Raw genomic sequence first — 21,913 nt, forward strand, 5'->3', positions numbered from 1 at the left:
GACTACATCCCTCCACTCGAAGCGGGCGGGAAGAATTCCGCCCGCGCGGCCGCGATGCGCGCCTGTTGTGCGCGAGCACCCTTGAAGGTCAGCGCACCCGCCCCGCCGGCGCAGCACAGCAGAACGCCGACCCCACCGAGAACGGTGATCGCAGGCAACGGCTCACTGTGGACCACCGGAACCATTCCCGGCGGCGCGGCGGCCGGATCGTCCTGGGCCGGTGCGCCCGCAGCGGGCGACGGGCCGTCACCGCTCGGGGCCTCCCCGGCAGGCTGATCCTGGAGTGCGGAATCTGCGGGACCACTCGTTCCCGGAGCTGCCGCGGCGGTTCCGGAACCGGAACCTCCGGCCGGCGCTCCCCCGGACGGCGGGGGTGCTGCAGGACCCTCCGAGCCCGGAGCGGCTTCCGCAGCATCGGAAGCCGAGTCGTTTCCGGAATCGTCGTCCCCGGACGTGTCCGGGCGCGCGATGGTCGGTTCGCCCACCGGCGGCAACGTGATCGGACGGGGCGGAGCGACCACGACCCGTGATGTCGAAGGTGTCGACGTCTCCGTCGGTTCGGTCGTCTCGGACGGTTCCGTGGTCTCGGACGGTTCCGTGGTCTCGGACGGCTCGGCCGTCTCGCTGGGCTTCCCGGTCTCGCTCGGTTCCCGTGTCTCGCTCGGTTCCCGTGTCTCGCTGGGCTCTCCGCCGCAGCCGCGACTACTGGCGCAGTCGTGGTACTGGGGGTCGGCGGAGGCGTCGGACGGGAACACCGAGACGGTGACCCAGCCGAGCCCGGACAAGAAGGCCAGCGCCAGTCCGACCATGGTCAGCCTTCGAACAGCACGACGCGCGCTCACTGTGCACCCCCCTCGTATTCACGACACGACACCACGTCTACGGCGACGTCGCCGCTGTCATGGTATCGAGCGAATCGAGTAGAGGTGCTGGTGGTGCCGGTGTCGGGGAACCGGCACCACCAGCGGTGCCCGAGCCAGGTGGGACTCGAGCAGCTTCCGAGAACCCCTGCGGGTTCGGCGTTGCGGCCTGGAGGTGCTGAGCGGTCAGCGGAAGGTCGGCGTCTCCGACGCGGCCCTCGCGACGTCGGTTGGTCGGCCGGAGTTCACAGGACGTTCACCAGCAACATCGTCGCGGTGATGGTCGCGACCACCGTCGCCGGTTCCAAGAACTTCGAGATCTTGTCCATTGCCTGCATGTATTTCCACCCCGTGCGATCGACCCCTTGATGACCTACGGACAGTACACAGCATTCAGTTACCTTTTGGCAAATCCAAGAGTCGGCCATTCGCGCGGTGCCACGCTCTTGCACCCCTGACGACGACGCTCACCTGGGCCGGAATGCAGAAAAGGCACCCAGTCCGGATGGAGTGAGTGCCTCTTCTGTGGTGGAGCTGAGGGGAATCGAACCCCTGACCTCTTCGATGCGAACGAAGCGCGCTACCAACTGCGCCACAGCCCCGTGCGGATCCTGCGATCCGCTCGGCAAACTCTAGCAGGCCACCCGCGGCGGGAGCGAATCGCCTACACCGACGTGGCATTCGGCCCGATTCGCCCGGCTACTCACCGGCTGCTCGGCGCATCGTGGCCTGCTGCATCGGCGCGTCGTCGAAGTGTTCGAGATGATCGAATTCGGGGTCCTCGTCGTCCACTTCGAGGACGACGGCGCCCGGACGCCGCAACCGGGCCGGGATGAGGCGGAGTTCCTCGTCGCTGCGGGACTCGACACCCAACCTCGACCGGTTGAGTCGGGCGGTCCGCCGGCGACGGATCTCCTGCTCGATCTGAACCTGCCGGCGCAGATACGCCAAGTACCCGAAGAGGCCGACCACACCGGCAGCGAACGCCCACCACATCAGCGGGGAGATGATGAGCCCGAGCGCCGCCGACATGATTGTCGCGAACACCAGCCCGAGAACCGACCGTTGCCGGAACGCATACCGGGCCTCGCGCGCGATCGCGTCGGCCTCGGGGTCGAAGCCGCCACGCCCCCGGCGCGCCGGTACGTACTCACCGACCGGTGCCCGCTCACCGTCGAACTCGTCTTCCTCTGCGTGAGTGTCCACAAGGTCCTCCGCGTCGTAGCCGTAGTGGTCCGGTTCCGGTTGCCAGTACGGATCGCTGCGGTGTCCAGCCGCGGGTCCACGCTGCACGGGACGTTCGTCACCGCGGTGCAGCACGCGCGTCGCGAGTGCTGCGTCACTGGTTTGTCGAATCCGGGGGCGGTTGTTCACCAGCATCGGGACCAGGACGAAGAGCCACACGACGACGAGCCCGATCCAGAGAAACGAGTTCGGCATACGGCGACCTCCTCCCAATCGTCTACCAGCATGGATACCGCTGTTGACCCACCCAGGCTAACCGCATGAACACGCACATCTTCGCAGACGCGCCGATCTCACCATACTCAGGTGTCACATGCGTAACGCGAAAATGTGGTGCTCGATATGCCCCGATAAGGCAGAGAGAACGATCCGGCAAAGACTCGCCGAAAGCGGAGCCCCGGTCAGGAAGCTTTGATACCGTGAGATAACTGCCGCGTAGCTGGACGTTTGTCCATGTCCGCTTCGGCGATCAGCCCCAAGTGGCTTTGCCACTCCGCACGAGCGAATCCGCCACCGTGCCGGGCACGTCCTCGACGGTCATGCCGACCAGAATGTGGTCGCGCCACTGCCCGTCGACGTCCAGGTAGCGCTTGAGGAGACCCTCCTCGCGGAAGCCGACGTTGCGCAGCACCGCCTGGCTCGCCAGGTTCTCCGGACGCACGGTGGCCTCGACGCGGTGCAGCCCCACGGGTCCGAAGGCATGATCGAGCCCCAGCGCGAGCGCGCCGGTGGCCACCCCGAGCCCGTTGACGTCGCTGGCCACCCAGTACCCGATCCAGGCGGAGCGCAGCGCACCCCGCACCACGTTGCCGATCGTGATCTGGCCGCAGAAATTGCCGTCGAGTTCGATGGCCATCGGCAGCATGCGACCCTTCCTGGCCTCCGAACGCAAACTGCTGCACAGTCCGGGCCATCCCGAAATATGGTGGCGCGCTTCCCAGGGCGCCTCCCCGGTCGGTTCCCACGGTTCGAGGTGCGCGCGGTCGCGGGTGCGCAGACGGCTCCACGCCGACGCGTCACGCAACCTGATGGCGCGCACGGTGACGACGCCACCCTTCACGCGCAGGGGCCCGAGATGCGGCGGCCAACCCGGATGCTGTGTCATCCCGTCTCACACTGTCGCGGTGCCATCAGCCCCGCTGCGCCAGGAAGGCCACGTCCACCTGGTCACCGGTCCGGACCTCGGTGATCTCGGGGTCGATGAGGACCAGACAGTTGGCCTCGGCCAACGTGGCGAGCAGGTGCGAGGACGCGCCCGGCGCCCCGCCGAGAGCTTGGACGAGGTACTCCCCCGTGGCTTCGTCGCGCATGAGCTGACCGCGGAGAAAACCCTTGCGGTGCTCGATGGACGTGATCGGCGCGACGGTGCGAGCGGTGACGACGCGTCGCATCGGCTGCCTGCGCCCCAGCGCGATGCGGATCAGTGGGCGCACCATCACCTCGAAGACCACGAGGGCGCTCACCGGGTTGGACGGGAGCAGGAACGTCGGGACCTCGTCCCGGCCCAGCTGACCGAAACCCTGGACCGATCCCGGATGCATCGCGACCCGGTCGACCTCGAGGTTGCCGAGGTCGGCGAGTGCGTCCCGCACGTCCTCGGAGGCGCCGCCACCGACGGCACCCGCGATGACGACGATCTCGGAACGGATCAGCTGACCCTCCACCACCTCGCGCAGGCGACGGGCGTCGGCGTTCGCGATACCGACCCGGTTGACGTCGGCGCCTGCGTCGCGGGCGGCGGCGGCCAGCGCGTAGGAGTTGACGTCGTAGACCTGGCCGGGACCGGGGGTCCGGTCGACGTCGACGAGTTCGCCGCCGACCGAGATGACGGACAGCCGGGGCCGGGGGTGCACGAGCACCTTGTCTCGGCCCACCGCCGCCAGCAACCCCACCTGCGCGGCTCCGATGATGGTGCCCGCCCGGACCGCGACGTCTCCGGGCTGCACGTCGTCGCCGGCCCGGCGCACGTAGTCGCCGGAGCGGACCGGCTTGTAGATCTTGACGCGGGCCCGGCCGCCGTCCGTGCGGTCGAGCGGAAGGACGGCGTCGGCGAGCGTCGGGAGCGGTGCACCCGTGTCGACCTTGACGGCCTGACGCGGCTGCAGCCGGATCGGCTGCCGCGAACCGGCCGTGACCTCACCGACCACGGGAAGCGACAGTTCGACGGGCGCACCGTCGTCGTCGCGGATGTCGGTTCCGGCGGCCTGGACGTCGACGCTGCGGACGGCATAGCCGTCGATCGCAGCCTGGTCGAAACCGGGAAGCGGACGCTCGGTGACCACCTCTTCGGCACACAGCAGCCCCTGGGCTTCGGAGATCGCCACACGGACCGGCCGCGGCGCCACTGCGGCCGCGGTCACGATCGTCTGTTGCTCCTCGACCGACCGCAAGTTCTTGCCTCCCGAGCTTCTAGGAATCCGTCCGCTTCAATCGGTCGATCAGCCATTCGCGCAACGACGGGCCGTACTCGTCCATGTCCAACGCAAAGTCAACCGCAGCGCGGAGGTAGCCGCCGGGATTTCCGAGATCGTGTCTCGTGCCTCGGTGCACGACGACGTGAACGGGATGGCCTTCCTTGATGAGGAGGGCGATGGCGTCGGTGAGCTGGAGCTCCCCGCCGGCGCCGGGTTCGATCCGCCGCAGCGCATCGAAGATCGCGCGGTCGAGGAGGTAGCGACCTGCGGCGGCGAACGTGGACGGCGCATCCTCGATGGCCGGTTTCTCGACCATGCCGATGACCTTGAGGACGTCGGGGTTGGTGGCGTCGGGAACCGTCTCGACCTCGAAGACGCCGTACGAGCTCACCTGATCCTTGGGGACGTCGATGGCGCAGAGGACGGTGCCCCCGCGCTTGCGGCGAACCCGCGACATCGTCTCGAGCACTCCGCGCGGCATCACCAGGTCGTCCGGGAGGAGCACGGCGATGGCGTCCTCGTCGTCGTCGAGGACCGACTCCGCGCAGCCGACCGCGTGGCCCAGGCCGAGAGGCTCGTCCTGGACGACGGACTCCACCTCGAGCAGGCCGGGAGCCTTGCGCACCTTCTCGAGCAGGTGATACTTGCCGCTGGCCTCGAGCTTGCTCTCGAGCACGAGATCCTCGACGAAGTGGGCGACCACTCCGTCCTTGCCCGGCGACGTCACGATCACGAGCCGGCCGGCACCGGAATCCGCGGCCTCTCCGGCCACGAGTTCGATACCCGGGGTATCCACGACCGGGAGCAGCTCTTTCGGCACGGTCTTGGTCGCGGGGAGGAATCGCGTGCCCATTCCCGCTGCGGGCACGACAGCCGTGCGAAAGGCGCTGGCGGTGTGCGGTGCGGCGTCTGTCATGCCCACACCATAACTGTGCGGACCTACTCGACAGTCACCAAGATCCTGTCAGTAACCTCCCGGAACCCGTCAGGGACGCTCGCCGGTCGGCTCTAAGGTTGGGGCATGCACGCACGAACGAAGGACGAGTGGCGGCAACTGGTGCTCTCCGGGCGACGAGCTCTGACCCCCGAACTCCGCACGGCCGAGGACCGGGCGCTCGTCGCACTCGTCACACAGGGAATCGCCGATGGATCCACCGTCTGCGCCTATGTTCCCACCGCGCTCGAGCCGGGATCACTGGACTTTCTCGATGCCCTCCGGCGGGTCGCCGGACGCGTCCTCGTGCCCGTCACCCGCTATCCGGGCCCGCTCCACTGGTCCGAGTTCACGGGCGCGGACGGTCTCGCCGACGCGAGTTACGGCCTGCGCGAGCCGACCGGCCCGGTGTGGGAGCCCGACGAGATCCGTTCGGCCGGAACCATTTTCGTGCCCGCCCTGGCCGTCGACCGGAGAGGCGTGCGACTCGGCCGCGGTGCGGGCTTCTACGACCGGAGTCTCGGGCTCGCTTCCTCCGACGCACGGCTGATCACGGTGGTCCGCGACGAGGAACTGGTATCCGAATTGCCCGAGGATCCCCATGACGTACGTATGGGTTGGGCACTCACCCCCGGCTCGGGCCTCGTCCCGCTCGGCGACCGCTGAGGACGTGTCCGGCCCGGAATAGTTCTCTGATTAGCGTTGTTGGCACTGTCGACTGTAGAGTGCTAAAACCTGCGGTTTGACTACACAGTGCGGAGGAACCCCGGTGCCTACTTATTCATATGCGTGCACGGCATGCGACAACCGTTTCGACATCGTCCAGTCGTTCAGTGATGACTCCCTGACCGTCTGCCCCGCATGCTCGGGCAAACTTCGCAAACTGTTCAACTCCGTCGGCATCGTCTTCAAGGGCAGTGGTTTCTACCGCACCGACAGCCGCGGCACGTCCGGCGCGGCCAGCGAGCCTGCCAAGACCGACTCTGCTCCCGCCGCGAAGTCGGAAAGTTCGTCGACGGCCTCGTCCAGCTCGTCGAGCACCGCGGCCGCCGCACCGGCCAAGGCTGCTGCCAGCTAGTTCGCGCGTCTCCGCGAGTTATCCACAACCTCTCGTCCATCCACAGGCGGGCTCTTTCGGCGTACCCATGGGCCCGCCGGTCTCCTAGCGTCGAACCATGTCGTTCGACCCTGTCCCGACCGGTCGCCGCCGGTCGAACCGAGCACACCGAAGCCTGAGCCCGTCGTGGGCCGACCGGCTGTCGGATTTCGCCCATCCCGGTTGGGCCCGCACTCTCGTCGCCAGACGCGTCCTGGCCGCCGCGCTGGTCTGCCTCGCACTCGCCCTCCTCGCCCGCGGAGGCCCCGACTCCGCCCGCTCCGCAGTCGTGGTGGCCGCCCGGGATCTACAACCGGGCGTCGTTCTCACGGACGCCGACGTGGAACTGGTGGACCTCGAGGCCGGGACCCTGCCCGACGGCGCCGTCACCGCACTGGCGGACGTCGACGGGCGCACCCTCGCCGGACCGACCCGCGCCGGAGAAGCCCTCACCGACGTCCGGGTACTGGGTCCCCGTCTCGCCGCGGCCGCAGCCGGCATGGACGACGCCCGGATCGTCCCCGTCCGGCTCGCCGACCCCGCTGTCACGGAACTTCTGCGGGAGGGCGATCGCGTCGACGTGCTCACGGTCGATCCCGACACACCAGCGAATCCGGACCGGCGCTCCGGCGCCACCGTGCTGGCATCCCGCGCCGTCGTGGTATTGGTGACACCCTCCGAGAACGGACGTGACCAGCGCGAACGCGTGGTGATGCTGGCCCTGCCGGCATCCGAGGCCACGACGGTGGCCGCGGCATCTCTCACGAGCGCGATCACCGTGACCTTTCAGTGACCCGTCACACCGAGCCGCGCTCATCTAGGCTTTTCTGCGAACAGTGCTGGATGACTTGCCACCCACTCGAGGAGACGTCGACATGCTCAAGGGATTCAAGGACTTCCTGCTCCGGGGGAACGTCCTCGACCTCGCCGTCGCGGTCGTAGTCGGAGCCGCGTTCACCGCCATCGTCACAGCGTTCACCAACAACGTGATCAATCCGTTGATCGCCGTTGCGGGCGGCGCCAACGATCTGGGCTGGGGCTACCAGATTCTCTCCGACAACCCGGCCACCTTCATCAACATCGGCGCCGTCATCACGGCCGTGATCAACTTCGTGATCATCGCCGCGGTCGTGTACTTCATTCTCATCGTCCCGGCCAACGCCGCGAAGAAGCGGTTCATCACCGAGCCCGCAGACAAGAAGGCCAGCGAGGCCGACCTGCTGATCCAGATCCGCGACATCCTCGAATCGAGCCTCGAAACCAACGGCGCGACAGCGAGTCCCGACGGAGCGCACGCGATGACCGCGGACAAGGCCGCGAACCTCGAGCAGACCCGCGAATAGCTTCCGACGACTCCGGGCCCGTGCAGCAGCTGCGTGCACGGGCCCGGAGTCATGGGTGGAACGAATTATCAGCCGAGGCTGAAGGGCTGTCCCCACAGGGTGACGGTGCCGTCAACCGAGTCGGTCGAGACGGTGACCTTGGCGTAGGAGCGGGCCTGCGCGTAGCCGGCGCAACCGGAGACACCGAACGTCTCGTCCGAGTACGTGAAGCCACCGCTGTTGCCCTTGAACTTGAAGCTGCTCTTGTGAGCCTCGGCGCCGTAGTCGTCGGTGTACTCGATGTCGAGGATCGGCACGTTGGTGGCCTTACCGGGTCCGATCGAGACGCCGCTACCGGCACCACCCTCGACCGGGATGCTGGCGGGATCGCCACCGGCAGCCGCACCGACGACCTTGGAAGGCGTGACCTCGGCGCCGGCCTCACCGGACACCGCGCCACCGAAGTTCAGCTGGCACGCCACGATGTACCCGGCATCGATGGTGCCGCCCTTGGCGGTGCCACCATTGATCGATACATCGATCGAGCCCGACGTCCACACGTTGCGGTGCAGCGGGGTCGAACCCATCGACGGGCTGATGTTCGCCGAGTTGGCGGTCTGACGCACGGTCACCACGGTGCCGTCGAGCAGCGTCTGGGTGATGGTTCCGTCCTGCAACGGAACGAAGGTGTCGGCGTTGGCCGCACCGGTGGAGAAGAGGCCGATCGCGACGGTGGCCGCGGCGACCACGCCGGCAGCCTTGGCGCCGTGGCGCAGGGTCTTGCTGTTCATGGTTCCCCTCTAGGGTTACTGATCGCTTACGCGAGAGTCGTGGATGGAATCGATTGGGAGCGGCAATCAGCCGATGCTGAAAGGCTGCCCGTAGAGGGTGGCCTTCACGTAGTGGTTCCCCGGAACCTCCACCACGGTGTATGCCCGAGCCTGCGCGTACCCACCGCAACCCTGGACCTCGATCTGCTGATCGCGGTACTGAATCGCCGACACACCCGGCTTCAGGTCTTCCTTGGTCTTGATCTTCGCGAACTTGACCTCACCGGCCTCGATCGGCACCGACAGCGAGCCACCCATCCCCAGCGCATCGAAACCGAGGTCGGCGCTGAGCTTGCCCTCGAGACCGGTGATGTCGATCTGGCAACCCACGATGTAACCGGTGGTCAGCGTCGCGCCTTCCTCCGGGATCTCACCACCGAGCTCAGCGAACACGTCACCCGAAACCCAAGCCGTGCGGCCCGCGCCATTGGCGGCCAGCGACGGCGAAACCAGAGCGCTCTCCGCGTTGCGGGCGATCTTGGCCGTGACGCTTCCCGCGTTGACGACCTTTTCGCCACCCGGCAGCGGCACGAAGGTGTCGGCGTTGGCCGCACCCGTGGACATCAGGCCGAGGACTACAGCCGCAGCGGCACCAAGGCCGGCAATGCGGGCTCCACGGCGCAGGCCGGTCTTTCGGTTCTCGCTCATTCGTTCCCCTCATCAGGTACCACCTACCCGGCGTTCGGCTAGGCAGTCTTTACCTCTTGACGGGATAAAGTTAGCTGAAACAACGTCCAAATGTTATAGCTACGTGTCCGAATCTGCTTTCGTCCCAGCCTCCGTGTCCGAACTGTGACATACGTAACAGCGCATAGAGCGAGGTTGGGGGCGTACGGAAGTGCCGTACGCCCCCAACCTCGAGGTATTACATTGTTCAATTTTTTTTCGGCGTCACGCGTCAGCCGAGGCTGAAGGGCTGTCCCCACAGGGTGACGGTGCCGTCAACCGAGTCGGTCGAGACGGTGACCTTGGCGTAGGAGCGGGCCTGCGCGTAGCCGGCGCAACCGGAGACACCGAACGTCTCGTCCGAGTACGTGAAGCCACCGCTGTTGCCCTTGAACTTGAAGCTGCTCTTGTGAGCCTCGGCGCCGTAGTCGTCGGTGTACTCGATGTCGAGGATCGGCACGTTGGTGGCCTTACCGGGTCCGATCGAGACGCCGCTACCGGCACCACCCTCGACCGGGATGCTGGCGGGATCGCCACCGGCAGCCGCACCGACGACCTTGGAAGGCGTGACCTCGGCGCCGGCCTCACCGGACACCGCGCCACCGAAGTTCAGCTGGCACGCCACGATGTACCCGGCATCGATGGTGCCGCCCTTGGCGGTGCCACCATTGATCGATACATCGATCGAGCCCGACGTCCACACGTTGCGGTGCAGCGGGGTCGAACCCATCGACGGGCTGATGTTCGCCGAGTTGGCGGTCTGACGCACGGTCACCACGGTGCCGTCGAGCAGCGTCTGGGTGATGGTTCCGTCCTGCAACGGAACGAAGGTGTCGGCGTTGGCCGCACCGGTGGAGAAGAGGCCGATCGCGACGGTGGCCGCGGCGACCACGCCGGCAGCCTTGGCGCCGTGGCGCAGGGTCTTGCTGTTCATGGTTCCCCTCTAGGGTTACTGATCGCTTACGCGAGAGTCGTGGATGGAATCGATTGGGAGCGGCAATCAGCCGATGCTGAAAGGCTGCCCGTAGAGGGTGGCCTTCACGTAGTGGTTCCCCGGAACCTCCACCACGGTGTATGCCCGAGCCTGCGCGTACCCACCGCAACCCTGGACCTCGATCTGCTGATCGCGGTACTGAATCGCCGACACACCCGGCTTCAGGTCTTCCTTGGTCTTGATCTTCGCGAACTTGACCTCACCGGCCTCGATCGGCACCGACAGCGAGCCACCCATCCCCAGCGCATCGAAACCGAGGTCGGCGCTGAGCTTGCCCTCGAGACCGGTGATGTCGATCTGGCAACCCACGATGTAACCGGTGGTCAGCGTCGCGCCTTCCTCCGGGATCTCACCACCGAGCTCAGCGAACACGTCACCCGAAACCCAAGCCGTGCGGCCCGCGCCATTGGCGGCCAGCGACGGCGAAACCAGAGCGCTCTCCGCGTTGCGGGCGATCTTGGCCGTGACGCTTCCCGCGTTGACGACCTTTTCGCCACCCGGCAGCGGCACGAAGGTGTCGGCGTTCGCCGCACCCGTGGACATCAGGCCGAGGACTACAGCCGCAGCGGCACCAAGGCCGGCAATGCGGGCTCCACGGCGCAGGCCGGTCTTTCGGTTCTCGCTCATTCGTTCCCCTCATCAGGATTCTGCTGGTTCCCAGTCACGACCTTCGAGACTGAGGAGTGGTCCATGTCGGGCCCAGCGCAGTATCCAGAGCTGTGATGTCCGCAGAGTGAACTACGGATGATCACAGCTCGATAACCGCGCTGAAGACGAAATCGCTGACGAAGCGTCAGGTTCCGACTGGGCAACGGCACATCGACCCTGCCCTCCATCTCCAGTACTGACTCGCCGAGGACAGTAACCGGCAGGTGGTTGCCTAAGCAATTAATTCCATCGGAAACAGAATCGTGATGTATGCCACACCCGAAAACGTGTCCAATGTGTGGGATTTGCGCGAGAATTCCGACCACTCGCCACCGCCCTGACCAGCAGGTTCACTGGCTGTTCACGTTAAGTTCGGTAACGTTTACATTCGGTTCACAAGCTCGAAGGATGTCTGTTCTGACCGAAATGTGCTGCCTGAAAGAACGCTGAAGGCGACCTGTCACCGGGGAAATACGGCCCGGACGGAAGCATAAATACTCACGCTGATCGCAGAGCGGGACCGCAGATCACGATTCGCTTAAGGTGAGGCTTTCGAAGGTAACTACCCGTGATGTGGGGGGCGCTGGCGGCGCAGCCATTCGTCGCCGGCAGCGGCGGCGGGCCCTTCCCCGGGTTCGCGTTCGTCCGCTGTGGTGTCGGGGAAGACGTCCCCGAAGATGCGTTCGAGCCGGGCCCTGTCGATCGGGGCCCGGCTCGGAACTGCCTGCTCGTCGGTCTCGCTGGGCGAGTCCGGCTCGTCGGAACGAGAAATCGTCTCAGCCTTCCAGGCCGGACAATTCGGAAATCACGTGTGCCGCGAGCGGCGTCAGCGTGGCCATGCCGTCCCGGACCGCGGCGCGGGAGGACGCGAGGTTTACCACGAGTGTGCTGCCGGACACGCCGGCGAGCCCGCGGGAGAGGCCCGCGTCGAGCGAACCGGCGGCGAGACCCGAGGAGCGGAGGGCCTCCGAGATTCCCGGAATCTCACGGTCGAGTACCTCGGCGGTGACGTCGGGTGCGACGTCGCGCGGCGACACGCCGGTGCCGCCGACGGAGACGACGAGGTCGACGCCGCCGATGACGGCGGTGTTGAGCGCGTTACGGATCTCCACCTCGTCGGCCGCCACCGCCACGATGGCGTCGACGATGAAGCCGGCCTCGTTCAGCAGTTCTGTCACCAGGGGCCCGATGGAGTCCTTGCCGTCACCGTGAGCGGTGCGGTCGTCGACGATTACCACCAGCGCGCGGCCGGCCAGCGAGGCTTCGATGTCCATGGTCCCTACCGTAGTGGCCCCGTTCAGAACGGACTCGACCTGCCCGAGAATCCCCGTGTTCATCAGCGGCCACCCTGTTCGGCGGTTCCGAGCGTGACGTCGACGGTCTTCGTATTGGATCCGTTCCCGTCGGTGTAGGTGATGGACACATTGTCTCCCGGTGCGTGTGAGCGGATGGCGGCGATGAGTGCGTCGCCACTGGTGATGACACGGTCGTCGACCTTGGTGATGACCGACCCCTTCGGAATTCCTGCCTTCTCCGCCGGGCTGCCCGCCGTGACCTCGACGACGGTGGCACCGTTGGCGGCGTCCTGTGACGGGACCTGGATCCCGATGACGGCCTGGGTGGCCTTGCCTGTTTTGACGAGCTCGTCCGCGATGCGCCGGGCCTGGTCGACCGGGATCGCGAAGCCGAGTCCGATGGATCCGCTCTGCTCACCCGCACCGGAACCGCCGATGCTCGCGATGGCGGTGTTGATGCCGATCAGCTGGCCGTCCATGTTGACGAGGGCGCCGCCGGAGTTGCCCGGGTTGATGGCCGCGTCCGTCTGGAGTGCGTCGATGACGGTGTTCTGGTTGCCGGACTCACCGCTGGTGGACACCGGGCGATTGAGCGCCGAGATGATGCCCTCGGTGACGGTTCCGGCGAGGCCGAGGGGCGACCCGATCGCGACGACCTGCTGTCCGACCTGGACGTTGCCGGACGTTCCCAGCTCGATCGGAGTCAGGTCGGTCTTGCCGTCCACCTTGATGACCGCGAGATCGGACACCGGGTCGGCGCCGACCAGCTTGGCGTCCGCCGTGCTGCCGTCCGAGAAGGCGACCGTCAGCTTGCCACCCTTGGCGGCCGCGCCTGCCACGTGATTGTTGGTGAGGATCATGCCGTCGGACGAGATGACGATGCCGGATCCTTCGCCACCGGAACCGCCGGCGGTCGCGACCTCGATCTGGACGACGCTCGGGACCACCTTGTTCGCGACCGCCTGCACCGAACCCGCCGGTGCGTTCGCGGCCGGGGTCGCGGTGTTGTTCTTGGGGGCGTCGAGGGAGTTGGTTACCGCGGCGCCGCTGCCGTTCCGGTCGGTTGCCAGGGAGCCCACGACGCCACCGATGCCACCGCTCACGAGAGCGAGCGCCACAGCGCCCACCACGATGGCGGTGCGGGCGGGACGCTTGGTCGCGGTCGCCGTCGACCCCGCGCCGGCCTGTCCGGGGCCCTGAAGGCCGGGGAACGGGCCCTGAGGCGCCCCGTGCGGCCCGGCCGCGTGCTGGGCACCCGGGTGTCCGGGAGCGCCGTGCTGAGGCTGGCCGAACTGCTGTGTGGGCTGCTGCGGCGCACCGTACGGATTGCCCTGGGGGTACCCGGCCGCGCCGTAGGGCTGCTGACCCGTCGGACCGCCCGCAGGATTCTGCGGAGTGGCCGGAAACTGCTCGGTCGGGTGGTAACCCGGCGTCGACTGCGGGTGGGCGGGCTGATCGGGGCGCGCGCCCTGATCGCCACCGGCATTGTCGCGGCTGTTGCCGTCGTGACTGTTTCGATCTTCGGTCATCGCATCACTTCCATCTCCTGCGACCGCCCGCAAGGGGCAGTCGCACCGTCTCTGGCTACGAGAGTGCCCGGTGGGACTGAGAAGGTCCTGAGACCGGCCTTGGAGTTAGCCGAGACCCTGAGACTATTCCGCTTCGGGTTCACCGGGAAGGACGATCCGGATGAGCGCACCACCCCGTTCGGAGACGTCGACGGCGATCGTGCCGCCGTGCTTGACCACCACCTGCCTGACGATCGCCAGACCCAGCCCGGAGCCGGGCATCGAGCGCGAGGCCGTCGACCGGTAGAAGCGGTCGAACACCAGCTCCCGATCCTCCTCCGGAATGCCCGGGCCCGCGTCGTCGACCGTCAGCTCGAGGAGGCCGTCGCCTGCCGGCTTCATCGCCACGCGCACCTGCTCACCGGTGGGACTCCACTTGGCCGCGTTGTCGAGCACGTTGAGCACCGCCCGCGACAGTCCCGCGTGGTCGCCGTAGACGAACCAGGGAACGGTGACGGCGGTGAAGTCGATCTCGTTGCGCCGGCGGCGTGCCCGCTCGAGGCTTCGTTCCACCACTTCGCTGAGATCGACTCTCTCGAAGACGGTTTCCGGTGCGTCCTCGCGGGCAAGATCCACGAGGTCGCCCACCAGCTGCGAGAGTTCCTCGATCTGCGCCACCACGTCGGTGCGCAGCTCGGCCATGTCCTCGTCCGGAATGTGCGGTGCGCCAGGACGACTCGACGCGATCAGCAACTCCATGTTGGTGCGCAACGACGTGAGCGGCGTCCGCAGTTCGTGTCCGGCATCGGCGACGAGCCTGCTCTGCCGCTCCCGCGATTCCGCGAGCGCCCTCAGCATCGTGTTGAAACTCTCGGTGAGCCGGGCGAGTTCGTCGTTGCCCGTCACCGGCATGGGCGTCAGGTCGTCGGTCCGGGCCACCCGTTCCGTGGCGGCGGTGAGCCGGGCGATCGGACGCAGACCGGTGCGTCCCACCGTCGTTCCGGCGGCGGCCGCGAGGACCACTCCGCACCCGCCGACGATGAACAGCACCCAGGCGAGGCGGTCGAGCACGGCGCCCGTCGGCGCCAGTCGCTGCGCGATCACCAGCGTGCTGCCGTCCTGGGTGCGCTCGGCCAGCACCCGCTGATTCTCCGCCGTCCGCAACGACGTGTCGCGCTCGCCGCGGGCCACGGACAGTTCGGGTTCACCGATGGGAACACTCGACCCCGGCGGCGTGTACGTGTCGAGGTCCGGGAAGATCAGCGCCACACTGATGTCCGTCGTGTACAGCGTCGCGCCCGCGATGTAGCGCGGATCGAACGTCACCAGATTGCTGTCGATCAGCGCCGACGCGCGGGTGCGCAGCTGGTTGTCGACATCCGCGTACAGAGCCCGCGACACCACGGCGTACGCCGCGATCGCCATCACGGCCACCGCGATGGCCACCACCGACGCGGCGAGCAGCGTCACCCGCCACCGCAACGACACCGACCGCGTCAACGGCATCGGAGGGCGCATCTCGGGCGGTAACGGAATCGGGCCTGTGGGGTGCCGGGAAATGTGGTGCGAGTCGTGCTTCGCCCCCGACTTGTCGGCGGTCTTGTGGAACGGAACTGCCATCACGGAGGAGTCTCCCGCAGCACGTAGCCGACTCCGCGGACGGTGTGCAACAGGCGGGTCTCTCCGTCCGCCTCCGTCTTGCGACGCAGATACCCGACGTAGACCTCCAGCGCATTGCCGGACGTCGGGAAGTCGTAACCCCACACCTCCTCGAGGATGCGGCCGCGGGTCAGCACCCGGCGCGGGTTGGCCATCAGCATCTCGAGAAGCGAGAACTCGGTGCGGGTGAGGCTGATGGACCGCTCGCCACGCGTCACCTCGCGGGTGACCGGGTCGAGCGTGAGGTCCTCGAACGTCATCTTCTCCGAGTCGATGCCCGGCTCCGGCGCGGCGCGGCGCAGAAGTGCGCGCAGCCGGGCCAGCAATTCCTCGAGAGCGAAGGGTTTGGGCAGGTAGTCATCGGCTCCGGCGTCCAGACCCGACACCCGCTCCGACACGGAGTCGCGTGCCGTGAGGACGAGAATCGGCAGGTCGTCGCCGGTGCTCCGCAGCCGACGGCACACCTCGAGACCGTCCAGGCGCGGCATCATCACATCGAGCACGAGCGCGTCGGGGCGCGCGTTCGCCACCTTCTCGAGAGCATCGATACCGTCGACGGCCAGTTCCACCGAGTACCCGTTGAAGCTGAGAGACCGCCGTAAGGACTCCCTCACGGCGCGATCGTCGTCGACCACCAAAATGCGCATACCCGACAGTTTGGCCCGATCAACTGAGATATGTCTGAGAAGGGATCACCGAAGTGCCCCGGCGGCGGTCAGTCGAGGACCCGCGGACCCGGCAGACCCCAGTTCCGCCACAGCGCCAGCACCCGCAGCGCCGACGCGAACACCGTGCCCACCACCAGCGCCACGTCGGTGCCCGAACCCCACTCGCTCACCACGACCACTAGCGCCGAACCAAGCAGCGCCGGCACCGCGTAGAAGTCCCGCTGCAGCAGCAACGGGACCTCGTTCACCAGCACGTCGCGCAAGATCCCGCCGCCGATCGCCGCCGTCCCGCCGATGAGGCACGACGCGAGCGGACTCGCCCCGTGGTCGAGCGCGATCACCGCGCCCGTGCTCGCGAACAGGCCCATGCCCAGAGCGTCGAGCACCAGGATCTCCCGGCGGAGTCGCCCGACAGTCGAATGCAGGAAGAACACCAGCAACGACATGCCGAACGACGTGCCGAGGTTCGGCCAGCTACCCAGTGACGTCGGCGGGTGGATGCCCAGCAGGACGTCGCGGACGATGCCGCCACCGAGAGCGGTGAAGACACCGACCACGCACACACCGAAGATGTCGAGGCGCTTCGTCACCCCCACCAGGGCACCCGAGGCCGCGAACACCGCGATGCCCACCAGTTCCAGGATGTACAGCAGCACCCGCCAAGGTTCGCACGAGGAGCGTCACTTCCCGGCCGGGTCCACCAATCCCAGCTTCACGGCCTTCACCAGCCGGCGCGGCACGCGATGCGTCGCGCCGCCCACCGTCACCCCGACGAGGTCGGGTGCCTGGGCCTTCCACTGCGATCTCCGGCTACGCGTATTGGATCGCGACATTCTGCGTTTCGGTACTGCCATGTTCTGTCTCCTCCTTCGTCGACCCGTGAGTACTTGTTAACCGCGGGCGGTTAACAAGTACTCACGGGCGCTTGCGCACTCCGTAGCGGCGTTCGAACTTCTCGACGCGGCCCGCGGTGTCCATCACGCGCTGCGCGCCGGTCCAGAACGGGTGCGACTCGCTGGTCACGTCCACGACCACCAGCGGATAGGTGTTGCCGTCCGACCACAGGGTGGTGCGGTCGCTGGTCACCGTCGACCGCGTGAGAAACGTCGTTCCGGTGCTCGCGTCCTGGAACACCACGGGGTGGTAATCGGGATGGATGTTCGCCTTCATTCATGTCCCTCTCTCGATTCGGGTTCTGCATAGGGTGATTGGCTGCTCTCGCAGGGGTCTTCGTGGAACTGCCCGAACGGGTCTGGCCACGACTGCCAGGCCGCCTCGTCCGCGAGTTCGTCGTCGGTGACGAGCGCCCACTGCAACGTGCGGTCGATCTCGGTGGGGTCGGCGGCATGGACCAGCACCACCATCGACGTGTGCCGGTCGCCGAAGCGCTCGTCCCAGCACAGCGCGGCCATCGCGCGGCGTGCAGTCGGGACCTGTTCCTGTTCTTCCGGGGTCATCGCGGCCAGCCAGCGGTCGGCACTGGCCACCCGCAGTCCCCCACCGGCCGACTCGAGCCACAGCGCCTCGTCCGGCTGCGTCGCGACCCACACGCGGCCGCGAGACGTGACGACTCCGTCGAGGAGCACGTCGACGGCCTCGTGCAGTCGTTCCGGATGGAACGGCCGGGTGGCGGTGAACTCGACGAGCATGACGCCGCAGTCGTGGGACAGCGGCGGCTGCCCGCGCAGCAGCGGTGAGTGGGCGTGGGACAGCTCACCCCGCCGCGCGCCGGCCGGGATGTCGAGGAGCAGGCGCTCGACGTCGGGCGCTTCCCCGTCCCAGACGATCGGTGCGCCCGGTGCGAGCCGGGTCAGGACGGCGTGGAGCCGGGCCTGCTGCCAGCCGTCGCCTGCGTTGCCCGACACCACCAGGGCGTCGGCGAAGTCCACCTGCCCGACTGCGACCTGTGCGACGGTGCGGTCGTCGTCCAGTGCGTCGTCGCCGGTGGCGTCGGACAGCCACGATCCCGCATCGAGGCAGGTGATAACGCCGTCGACGCGCACGTCCCGCGATGCCGGACCGTCGATCTGCCCCACCACGCCGGACACCGCCACGTGCTCGACCGCCCAGCACACGGCCTCGGGTTCGAGCCGGCGGTCGAGGTGCAGCACGATGCGCTGCACCGAACTGCGGGTGTGCAGACGGCGGAGCAGCGGGAGAAGGTCCTCGCGCAGCGTGCAGGAGATGCAGCCGTGCGCCAGTTCGAGGATGCCGAGGCGCTCGCGTGGCGCCCCCGACTCCAGCGTGGTGACGGTCCGGCGCACGACGCCTTCGTGCACGAGGTCGAGGTCGTGATGCACGACGACGGTGCCGTCGCGGAGCAGCGACCGCGCCGCGTCCTCGGTGGGGCCGTTCCACCCGGAAACCAGGATCAGCGGCGTCCGGCCGTCGAGTATCTCACTCACGAGCACCCTTTCGATAACGATTGTCATTACGTGGACGAAACGCTACATTGGAATCTCGTTGTTGTCGAAAATGATTGTCATCACCCTCTCGGGGCGGTCCCACGAGAGGACAGAGAGGAACGCCCATGTCGGCGCACTGCCAGGTGACCGGACGCCAGCCAGGATTCGGCAAGTCCGTATCGCACTCCCACAAGCGCACCAACCGGCGCTGGGATCCGAACATCCAGAAGAAGACATACGTCCTGCCCAGCGAGGGCAGGCGAGTCACCCTCACGCTCTCCGCCAAGGGCATCAAGACCATCGACCGGGACGGCATCGAGGCCGTCGTCGCCCGGATCCGCGCCCGCGGGGGAAAGATCTGATGGCCGCCCGCAACGAGATCCGCCCGATCGTGAAGCTGAAGTCGACGGCAGGCACCGGATACACGTACGTGACCCGCAAGAACCGCCGCAACGACCCCGATCGTCTCGTGATGAAGAAGTACGACCCGGTCGTGCGGAAGCACGTCGATTTCCGAGAAGAGAAGTAGAAGACACCCGACATGGCGAAGAAGTCGAAGATCGCGAAGAACGAGCAGCGCAAGATCGTCGTGGCACGCTGGGCCGAGCGCCGCACAGAGCTGAAGGAGACCATCCGCCGTCCGTCGAGCAGCGAAGACGAGCGCGCGGAGGCCCGGGCGGCACTGCAGCGTCTGCCCCGCGACGCGAGTCCGGTACGATTGCGCAATCGAGACGCTGCGGATGGACGTCCGCGCGGCCACCTGAGGAAGTTCGGGCTCTCTCGCGTGCGTGTTCGCGAGATGGCGCACCGCGGGGAGCTGCCAGGCGTCCACAAGTCGAGCTGGTAAAGGAAGCAGATGGCAGTCAAGAGAGCACCGTCGAAGAAGCCGCGTCCCGTCGAGGGCCGCAAGCCCAAGAAGAACCCGTTGTTCGCGGCCAAGATCGAGCACGTCGACTACAAGGACATCAACCTCCTCCGCACGTTCATCTCGGACCGCGGCAAGATCCGTAGCCGCCGCGTCACGGGCCTGACCCCGCAGCAGCAGCGTCAGGTTGCCGTCGCCGTCAAGAACGCTCGCGAGATGGCTCTGCTGCCCTTCACGAGCCGGTAACTCACGTAGGCACCGAAAAGGCCGCGTAATCCTCGGATTACGCGGCCTTTCGTCATTCCGGTCAGCCGAGCGCGGCCTGCATGTCGGCGATCTCCTTCTGCTGGGCGGTCACGATGCCGGTGGCCATCTGCTTGACCTCCGGGTTCTCACCGTCGGCCAGTTCGGTGTTCGCCATGTCGATCGCGCCCTCGTGGTGCTCGATCATCATGGTCAGCCATTGCCGGTCGAATTCCGTGCCCGTCAGTGCCGTCAGGGCGTCCATCTGATCGGCCGACATCATTCCGTCGTCGTGGTTCATGCCGTGCATGCCGGACATGTCGGGCGGAACCGGTCGCCCCCACTGCTGGAGCCAGGTGGTCATCCGGTCCATCTCCGGTTGCTGCGCCGACTTGATCGCGGCGGCCAGAGCGACCACGTCGGCGTTGTCGGTGTGGCCGGCGACCATGTCGGCCATCTCCACCGCCTGCGCGTGATGCGGGTACATCCCTTCCAGAAACGCGACGTCGGCATCGTTGAACTGTGCCTGCGATTCGACGGCGGACGTCGAGGCGCCGGACGTCGACGAGGTGCCTGCCGAGTCGGTGCCGCAGCCGGCCAGGACGAGAGCCGCGCCTGCCGCGGCGGCGATCAGGGCAGTGATGGTGGTGCGCATGAAGAACTCCTCGAGATCGATTCGGGAAATGACAGCCGGATCCGCCGGGGCACGCGCCCCGGGCTCCCTGTCACACCCGCAGAATCGAGAGTTCCGCCAAAGAAAGCACCGTCCACGGTGGTGGTCCGCGCCCCGACTGCACACGGTCGGCGCTCACCCGCGACCGTCGCGCGGCGGGATCCACGGAATGCCACCACAGCAACATCACCGACGTCAGCGCGGCGATCACCACGATCACGCCGGCACACTGATGTCCGGTGAGATGGGGTTGCTCGCAGCCGTCCCCGCCGCATCCGTGGGGGTCTTCGGCGTGGGACGCGGTGACCGAGGGCTGCCCGTGCGCCGCGGCGATCGCGGTCGGCGCGATCAGGCTGTGCATGAGGAGCACCCCGGCGGCGACGGCGATCAGCAGCGCGGCACGCGCCGCGACTGTGCGCGTCCGCCCGGTTGCCGTCTCCACACGACCACTGTAACCGGACATACCCAGCGGGGGTACCTGGGCAGGTGAGTGACAATGTGTGCCCCGGGACGCGAAAACACTCACATCGGGGTGTGGGCGAGGATCTCCAGACCCTGCTGCTCGAGACCGCCGATGGTGTCGGTGAGGATGACGAGCCCGCGGTCGTTCTCGCGGTCGAGCACGACGGTGCACTGGAAACCACCGGTCGCGCCACCGTGCAGCGTGTACTCGCGACCTTCGAACGGGACGATCGACCACGTCAGCGCGCGGAAGTTGTCACCGATCCACCGCGAGTCCAAGGCCGCGGCGCCGGGGACCGTCCCGTCGAGGAGTGCACGGACGTACGCCGACATGTCGTTCGCCGTGGACCGCAACCCGCCGGCCGGGGCGTAGGCATCCAACGGCCACGGGTCCTGCGACCGGTGCAGGACGTCGAATCCTCGGGTGACATTCGGGGGCAGGTCGGCGGCGGTGAGCGGCATCCACGACTGCGACAGTCCGAGGGGGACGAGCATGCGCTCGCGGAGCAGCGACGGGTAGTCGGTGTGCGCGGCCGCGGCCAGCGCCTGACCGAGCAGCGCGAAGCCGACGGTCGAGTACGAGTACGTGCCGCGGGTCGTGAGCGGCGCCGACTGCAGCTGCTGCAGCAGGGTGTCCCGGTCGTAGGTGAACGGGTTGGACGCGACCACCCAGTGCCCGACGGCCACCACGGTGTCGGTGCTCATCGGGAACTGCGCCAGCCCGGACGTGTGGGACGCCAGCTCGAGCAGCGTCACGTCGCCGACCGGTGCGCCCTGCAACGGCAACAAATCTCCGACCTTCGTGTCCTCGCGCACCTCACCCCGGGCGACGGCGTCGACGAACAATTCCGCGGTGAATGTCTTGGTGACGGAACCGATCTCGAAGTCGGTGTCCTCGGTGGCCCCGAAATTCGCGAACCGGGTGCCGGACGCGTCGATGTACGCGACGCTCGCGTTCTCGCGGTAGCTGCGCCCGAGCACCTGCCCGGCGAGCGCGATCAGGTTCGGATCCCCGCTCGACGGCGGGGCCAGCGCCGACGCCACGGGAGCCGCGCCCCAGGCGAGGGTCCACGCGCAGAACAGCGCACAGAGGACGGTCGTTCGACGCAGCATTGCGACTCCTCGA

Annotated in this window: 28 protein-coding genes and 1 tRNA gene; 8 read left to right on the top strand and 21 right to left on the bottom strand. The window is 67.4% G+C overall.

What is annotated here, in order from left to right; translation table 11 throughout:
- Nucleotides 1-2: 2 nt before the first annotated feature.
- The 6 genes from JVH1_RS08130 to JVH1_RS08155 all read right to left on the bottom strand — a co-directional run bounded on the left by JVH1_RS08130 (nucleotide 3) and on the right by JVH1_RS08155 (nucleotide 5,435).
- On the bottom strand, nucleotides 3-809 hold the full coding sequence (locus tag JVH1_RS08130) for a hypothetical protein (RefSeq protein WP_051033789.1): 807 nt from the start codon (nucleotides 807-809) through the stop codon (nucleotides 3-5).
- 577 nt (nucleotides 810-1,386) lie between these two features.
- Nucleotides 1,387-1,462, bottom strand: a tRNA-Ala gene (locus JVH1_RS08135).
- A gap of 97 nt (nucleotides 1,463-1,559) precedes the next feature.
- On the bottom strand, nucleotides 1,560-2,300 hold the full coding sequence (glpR, locus tag JVH1_RS08140; protein ID WP_009478893.1) for a gephyrin-like molybdotransferase receptor GlpR: 741 nt from the start codon (nucleotides 2,298-2,300) through the stop codon (nucleotides 1,560-1,562).
- Nucleotides 2,301-2,574: 274 nt separating this feature from the next.
- Nucleotides 2,575-3,210: a GNAT family N-acetyltransferase gene (locus tag JVH1_RS08145; protein WP_011597779.1), complete on the bottom strand. Its 636-nt coding sequence runs from the start codon at nucleotides 3,208-3,210 to the stop codon at nucleotides 2,575-2,577.
- 25 nt (nucleotides 3,211-3,235) lie between these two features.
- Entirely contained in the window at nucleotides 3,236-4,495 is a 1,260-nt protein-coding gene (gene glp / locus JVH1_RS08150) for a gephyrin-like molybdotransferase Glp (protein ID WP_005238688.1), read from the bottom strand.
- A gap of 19 nt (nucleotides 4,496-4,514) precedes the next feature.
- A complete protein-coding gene (locus JVH1_RS08155; RefSeq protein ID WP_009478891.1) occupies nucleotides 4,515-5,435 on the bottom strand; it encodes a UTP--glucose-1-phosphate uridylyltransferase in 921 nt (306 codons plus the stop codon).
- A gap of 105 nt (nucleotides 5,436-5,540) precedes the next feature.
- Here JVH1_RS08155 and JVH1_RS08160 point away from each other — a divergent pair, with 105 nt between their 5' ends.
- From JVH1_RS08160 to mscL, 4 genes are all read left to right on the top strand, one after another.
- Nucleotides 5,541-6,119 carry a 5-formyltetrahydrofolate cyclo-ligase gene (locus tag JVH1_RS08160; RefSeq protein WP_009478890.1) on the top strand — a complete coding sequence of 193 codons (579 nt, stop codon included), beginning with the start codon at nucleotides 5,541-5,543 and terminating at the stop codon, nucleotides 6,117-6,119.
- A 103-nt stretch (nucleotides 6,120-6,222) separates the two neighbouring features.
- A complete protein-coding gene (locus JVH1_RS08165) occupies nucleotides 6,223-6,531 on the top strand; it encodes an FmdB family zinc ribbon protein (protein WP_009478889.1) in 309 nt (102 codons plus the stop codon).
- Between the two features lie 97 nt (nucleotides 6,532-6,628).
- Nucleotides 6,629-7,342: an SAF domain-containing protein gene (locus JVH1_RS08170; protein WP_009478888.1), complete on the top strand. Its 714-nt coding sequence runs from the start codon at nucleotides 6,629-6,631 to the stop codon at nucleotides 7,340-7,342.
- Between the two features lie 82 nt (nucleotides 7,343-7,424).
- The gene (gene mscL, locus JVH1_RS08175; RefSeq protein WP_009478887.1) at nucleotides 7,425-7,892 is read left to right on the top strand and encodes a large conductance mechanosensitive channel protein MscL; all 468 of its coding nucleotides are present in this window, start codon (nucleotides 7,425-7,427) and stop codon (nucleotides 7,890-7,892) included.
- A gap of 68 nt (nucleotides 7,893-7,960) precedes the next feature.
- Here mscL and JVH1_RS08180 read toward each other — a convergent pair whose 3' ends face one another.
- The 12 genes from JVH1_RS08180 to mrf all read right to left on the bottom strand — a co-directional run bounded on the left by JVH1_RS08180 (nucleotide 7,961) and on the right by mrf (nucleotide 18,571).
- Nucleotides 7,961-8,662, bottom strand: coding sequence for an MspA family porin (locus JVH1_RS08180; RefSeq protein ID WP_009478886.1), 702 nt, complete (start codon nucleotides 8,660-8,662; stop codon nucleotides 7,961-7,963).
- A gap of 66 nt (nucleotides 8,663-8,728) precedes the next feature.
- Nucleotides 8,729-9,349 (bottom strand): MspA family porin, encoded by a 621-nt coding sequence (locus tag JVH1_RS08185; protein ID WP_005254568.1) that lies wholly within the window; start codon nucleotides 9,347-9,349, stop codon nucleotides 8,729-8,731.
- A gap of 250 nt (nucleotides 9,350-9,599) precedes the next feature.
- Nucleotides 9,600-10,301 carry an MspA family porin gene (locus tag JVH1_RS08190; RefSeq protein WP_009478886.1) on the bottom strand — a complete coding sequence of 234 codons (702 nt, stop codon included), beginning with the start codon at nucleotides 10,299-10,301 and terminating at the stop codon, nucleotides 9,600-9,602.
- Between the two features lie 66 nt (nucleotides 10,302-10,367).
- On the bottom strand, nucleotides 10,368-10,988 hold the full coding sequence (locus JVH1_RS08195; RefSeq protein WP_005254568.1) for an MspA family porin: 621 nt from the start codon (nucleotides 10,986-10,988) through the stop codon (nucleotides 10,368-10,370).
- Nucleotides 10,989-11,785: 797 nt separating this feature from the next.
- Nucleotides 11,786-12,346, bottom strand: coding sequence for a molybdenum cofactor biosynthesis protein B (locus tag JVH1_RS08200; RefSeq protein WP_005567398.1), 561 nt, complete (start codon nucleotides 12,344-12,346; stop codon nucleotides 11,786-11,788).
- On the bottom strand, nucleotides 12,346-13,833 hold the full coding sequence (locus JVH1_RS08205) for a S1C family serine protease (protein WP_011597773.1): 1,488 nt from the start codon (nucleotides 13,831-13,833) through the stop codon (nucleotides 12,346-12,348). The genes JVH1_RS08200 and JVH1_RS08205 overlap by 1 nt, the downstream gene beginning before the upstream one ends.
- A 123-nt stretch (nucleotides 13,834-13,956) precedes the next feature.
- A complete protein-coding gene (locus JVH1_RS08210; RefSeq protein WP_043781755.1) occupies nucleotides 13,957-15,432 on the bottom strand; it encodes a HAMP domain-containing sensor histidine kinase in 1,476 nt (491 codons plus the stop codon).
- On the bottom strand, nucleotides 15,432-16,118 hold the full coding sequence (locus JVH1_RS08215) for a response regulator transcription factor (protein WP_005238656.1): 687 nt from the start codon (nucleotides 16,116-16,118) through the stop codon (nucleotides 15,432-15,434). The genes JVH1_RS08210 and JVH1_RS08215 overlap by 1 nt, the downstream gene beginning before the upstream one ends.
- Nucleotides 16,119-16,186: 68 nt before the next feature.
- On the bottom strand, nucleotides 16,187-16,795 hold the full coding sequence (locus JVH1_RS08220; RefSeq protein WP_009478881.1) for a trimeric intracellular cation channel family protein: 609 nt from the start codon (nucleotides 16,793-16,795) through the stop codon (nucleotides 16,187-16,189).
- Nucleotides 16,796-16,819: 24 nt separating this feature from the next.
- Nucleotides 16,820-16,993: a 50S ribosomal protein L32 gene (gene rpmF, locus JVH1_RS08225; RefSeq protein ID WP_009478880.1), complete on the bottom strand. Its 174-nt coding sequence runs from the start codon at nucleotides 16,991-16,993 to the stop codon at nucleotides 16,820-16,822.
- 61 nt (nucleotides 16,994-17,054) lie between these two features.
- Nucleotides 17,055-17,309 carry a type B 50S ribosomal protein L31 gene (locus tag JVH1_RS08230; RefSeq protein WP_009478879.1) on the bottom strand — a complete coding sequence of 85 codons (255 nt, stop codon included), beginning with the start codon at nucleotides 17,307-17,309 and terminating at the stop codon, nucleotides 17,055-17,057.
- Complete coding sequence (gene mrf, locus JVH1_RS08235; RefSeq protein ID WP_051033788.1) at nucleotides 17,306-18,571, bottom strand: ribosome hibernation factor-recruiting GTPase MRF; 1,266 nt, start codon at nucleotides 18,569-18,571, stop codon at nucleotides 17,306-17,308. The genes JVH1_RS08230 and mrf overlap by 4 nt, the downstream gene beginning before the upstream one ends.
- Nucleotides 18,572-18,669: 98 nt before the next feature.
- On the opposite strand from mrf, the gene rpmB reads away from it, so the two are divergent.
- From rpmB to rpsR, 4 genes are read left to right on the top strand one after another with little or no spacing between them, the layout of a single operon-like run.
- Nucleotides 18,670-18,906, top strand: a complete 237-nt coding sequence (gene rpmB, locus JVH1_RS08240; protein WP_009478877.1) for a 50S ribosomal protein L28 — start codon at nucleotides 18,670-18,672, stop codon at nucleotides 18,904-18,906.
- Nucleotides 18,906-19,073 (top strand): 50S ribosomal protein L33, encoded by a 168-nt coding sequence (gene rpmG, locus JVH1_RS08245; protein WP_005238642.1) that lies wholly within the window; start codon nucleotides 18,906-18,908, stop codon nucleotides 19,071-19,073. The genes rpmB and rpmG overlap by 1 nt, the downstream gene beginning before the upstream one ends.
- A gap of 12 nt (nucleotides 19,074-19,085) precedes the next feature.
- The gene (rpsN, locus tag JVH1_RS08250; protein ID WP_009478876.1) at nucleotides 19,086-19,391 is read left to right on the top strand and encodes a 30S ribosomal protein S14; all 306 of its coding nucleotides are present in this window, start codon (nucleotides 19,086-19,088) and stop codon (nucleotides 19,389-19,391) included.
- 9 nt (nucleotides 19,392-19,400) lie between these two features.
- On the top strand, nucleotides 19,401-19,655 hold the full coding sequence (gene rpsR, locus JVH1_RS08255) for a 30S ribosomal protein S18 (RefSeq protein ID WP_009478875.1): 255 nt from the start codon (nucleotides 19,401-19,403) through the stop codon (nucleotides 19,653-19,655).
- Between the two features lie 61 nt (nucleotides 19,656-19,716).
- Here rpsR and JVH1_RS08260 read toward each other — a convergent pair whose 3' ends face one another.
- The 3 genes from JVH1_RS08260 to JVH1_RS08270 form a co-directional block, all read right to left on the bottom strand.
- Entirely contained in the window at nucleotides 19,717-20,307 is a 591-nt protein-coding gene (locus JVH1_RS08260) for a DUF305 domain-containing protein (protein WP_009478874.1), read from the bottom strand.
- 70 nt (nucleotides 20,308-20,377) lie between these two features.
- Complete coding sequence (locus tag JVH1_RS08265; protein WP_237724128.1) at nucleotides 20,378-20,767, bottom strand: DUF6153 family protein; 390 nt, start codon at nucleotides 20,765-20,767, stop codon at nucleotides 20,378-20,380.
- 80 nt (nucleotides 20,768-20,847) lie between these two features.
- Nucleotides 20,848-21,900: a serine hydrolase gene (locus JVH1_RS08270; protein ID WP_009478872.1), complete on the bottom strand. Its 1,053-nt coding sequence runs from the start codon at nucleotides 21,898-21,900 to the stop codon at nucleotides 20,848-20,850.
- Nucleotides 21,901-21,913: the final 13 nt, after the last annotated feature.

It is taken from the genome of Rhodococcus sp. JVH1 (assembly GCF_000280725.2).
GTDB classification, from domain to species: Bacteria; Actinomycetota; Actinomycetes; order Mycobacteriales; family Mycobacteriaceae; genus Rhodococcus_F; species Rhodococcus_F jostii_A.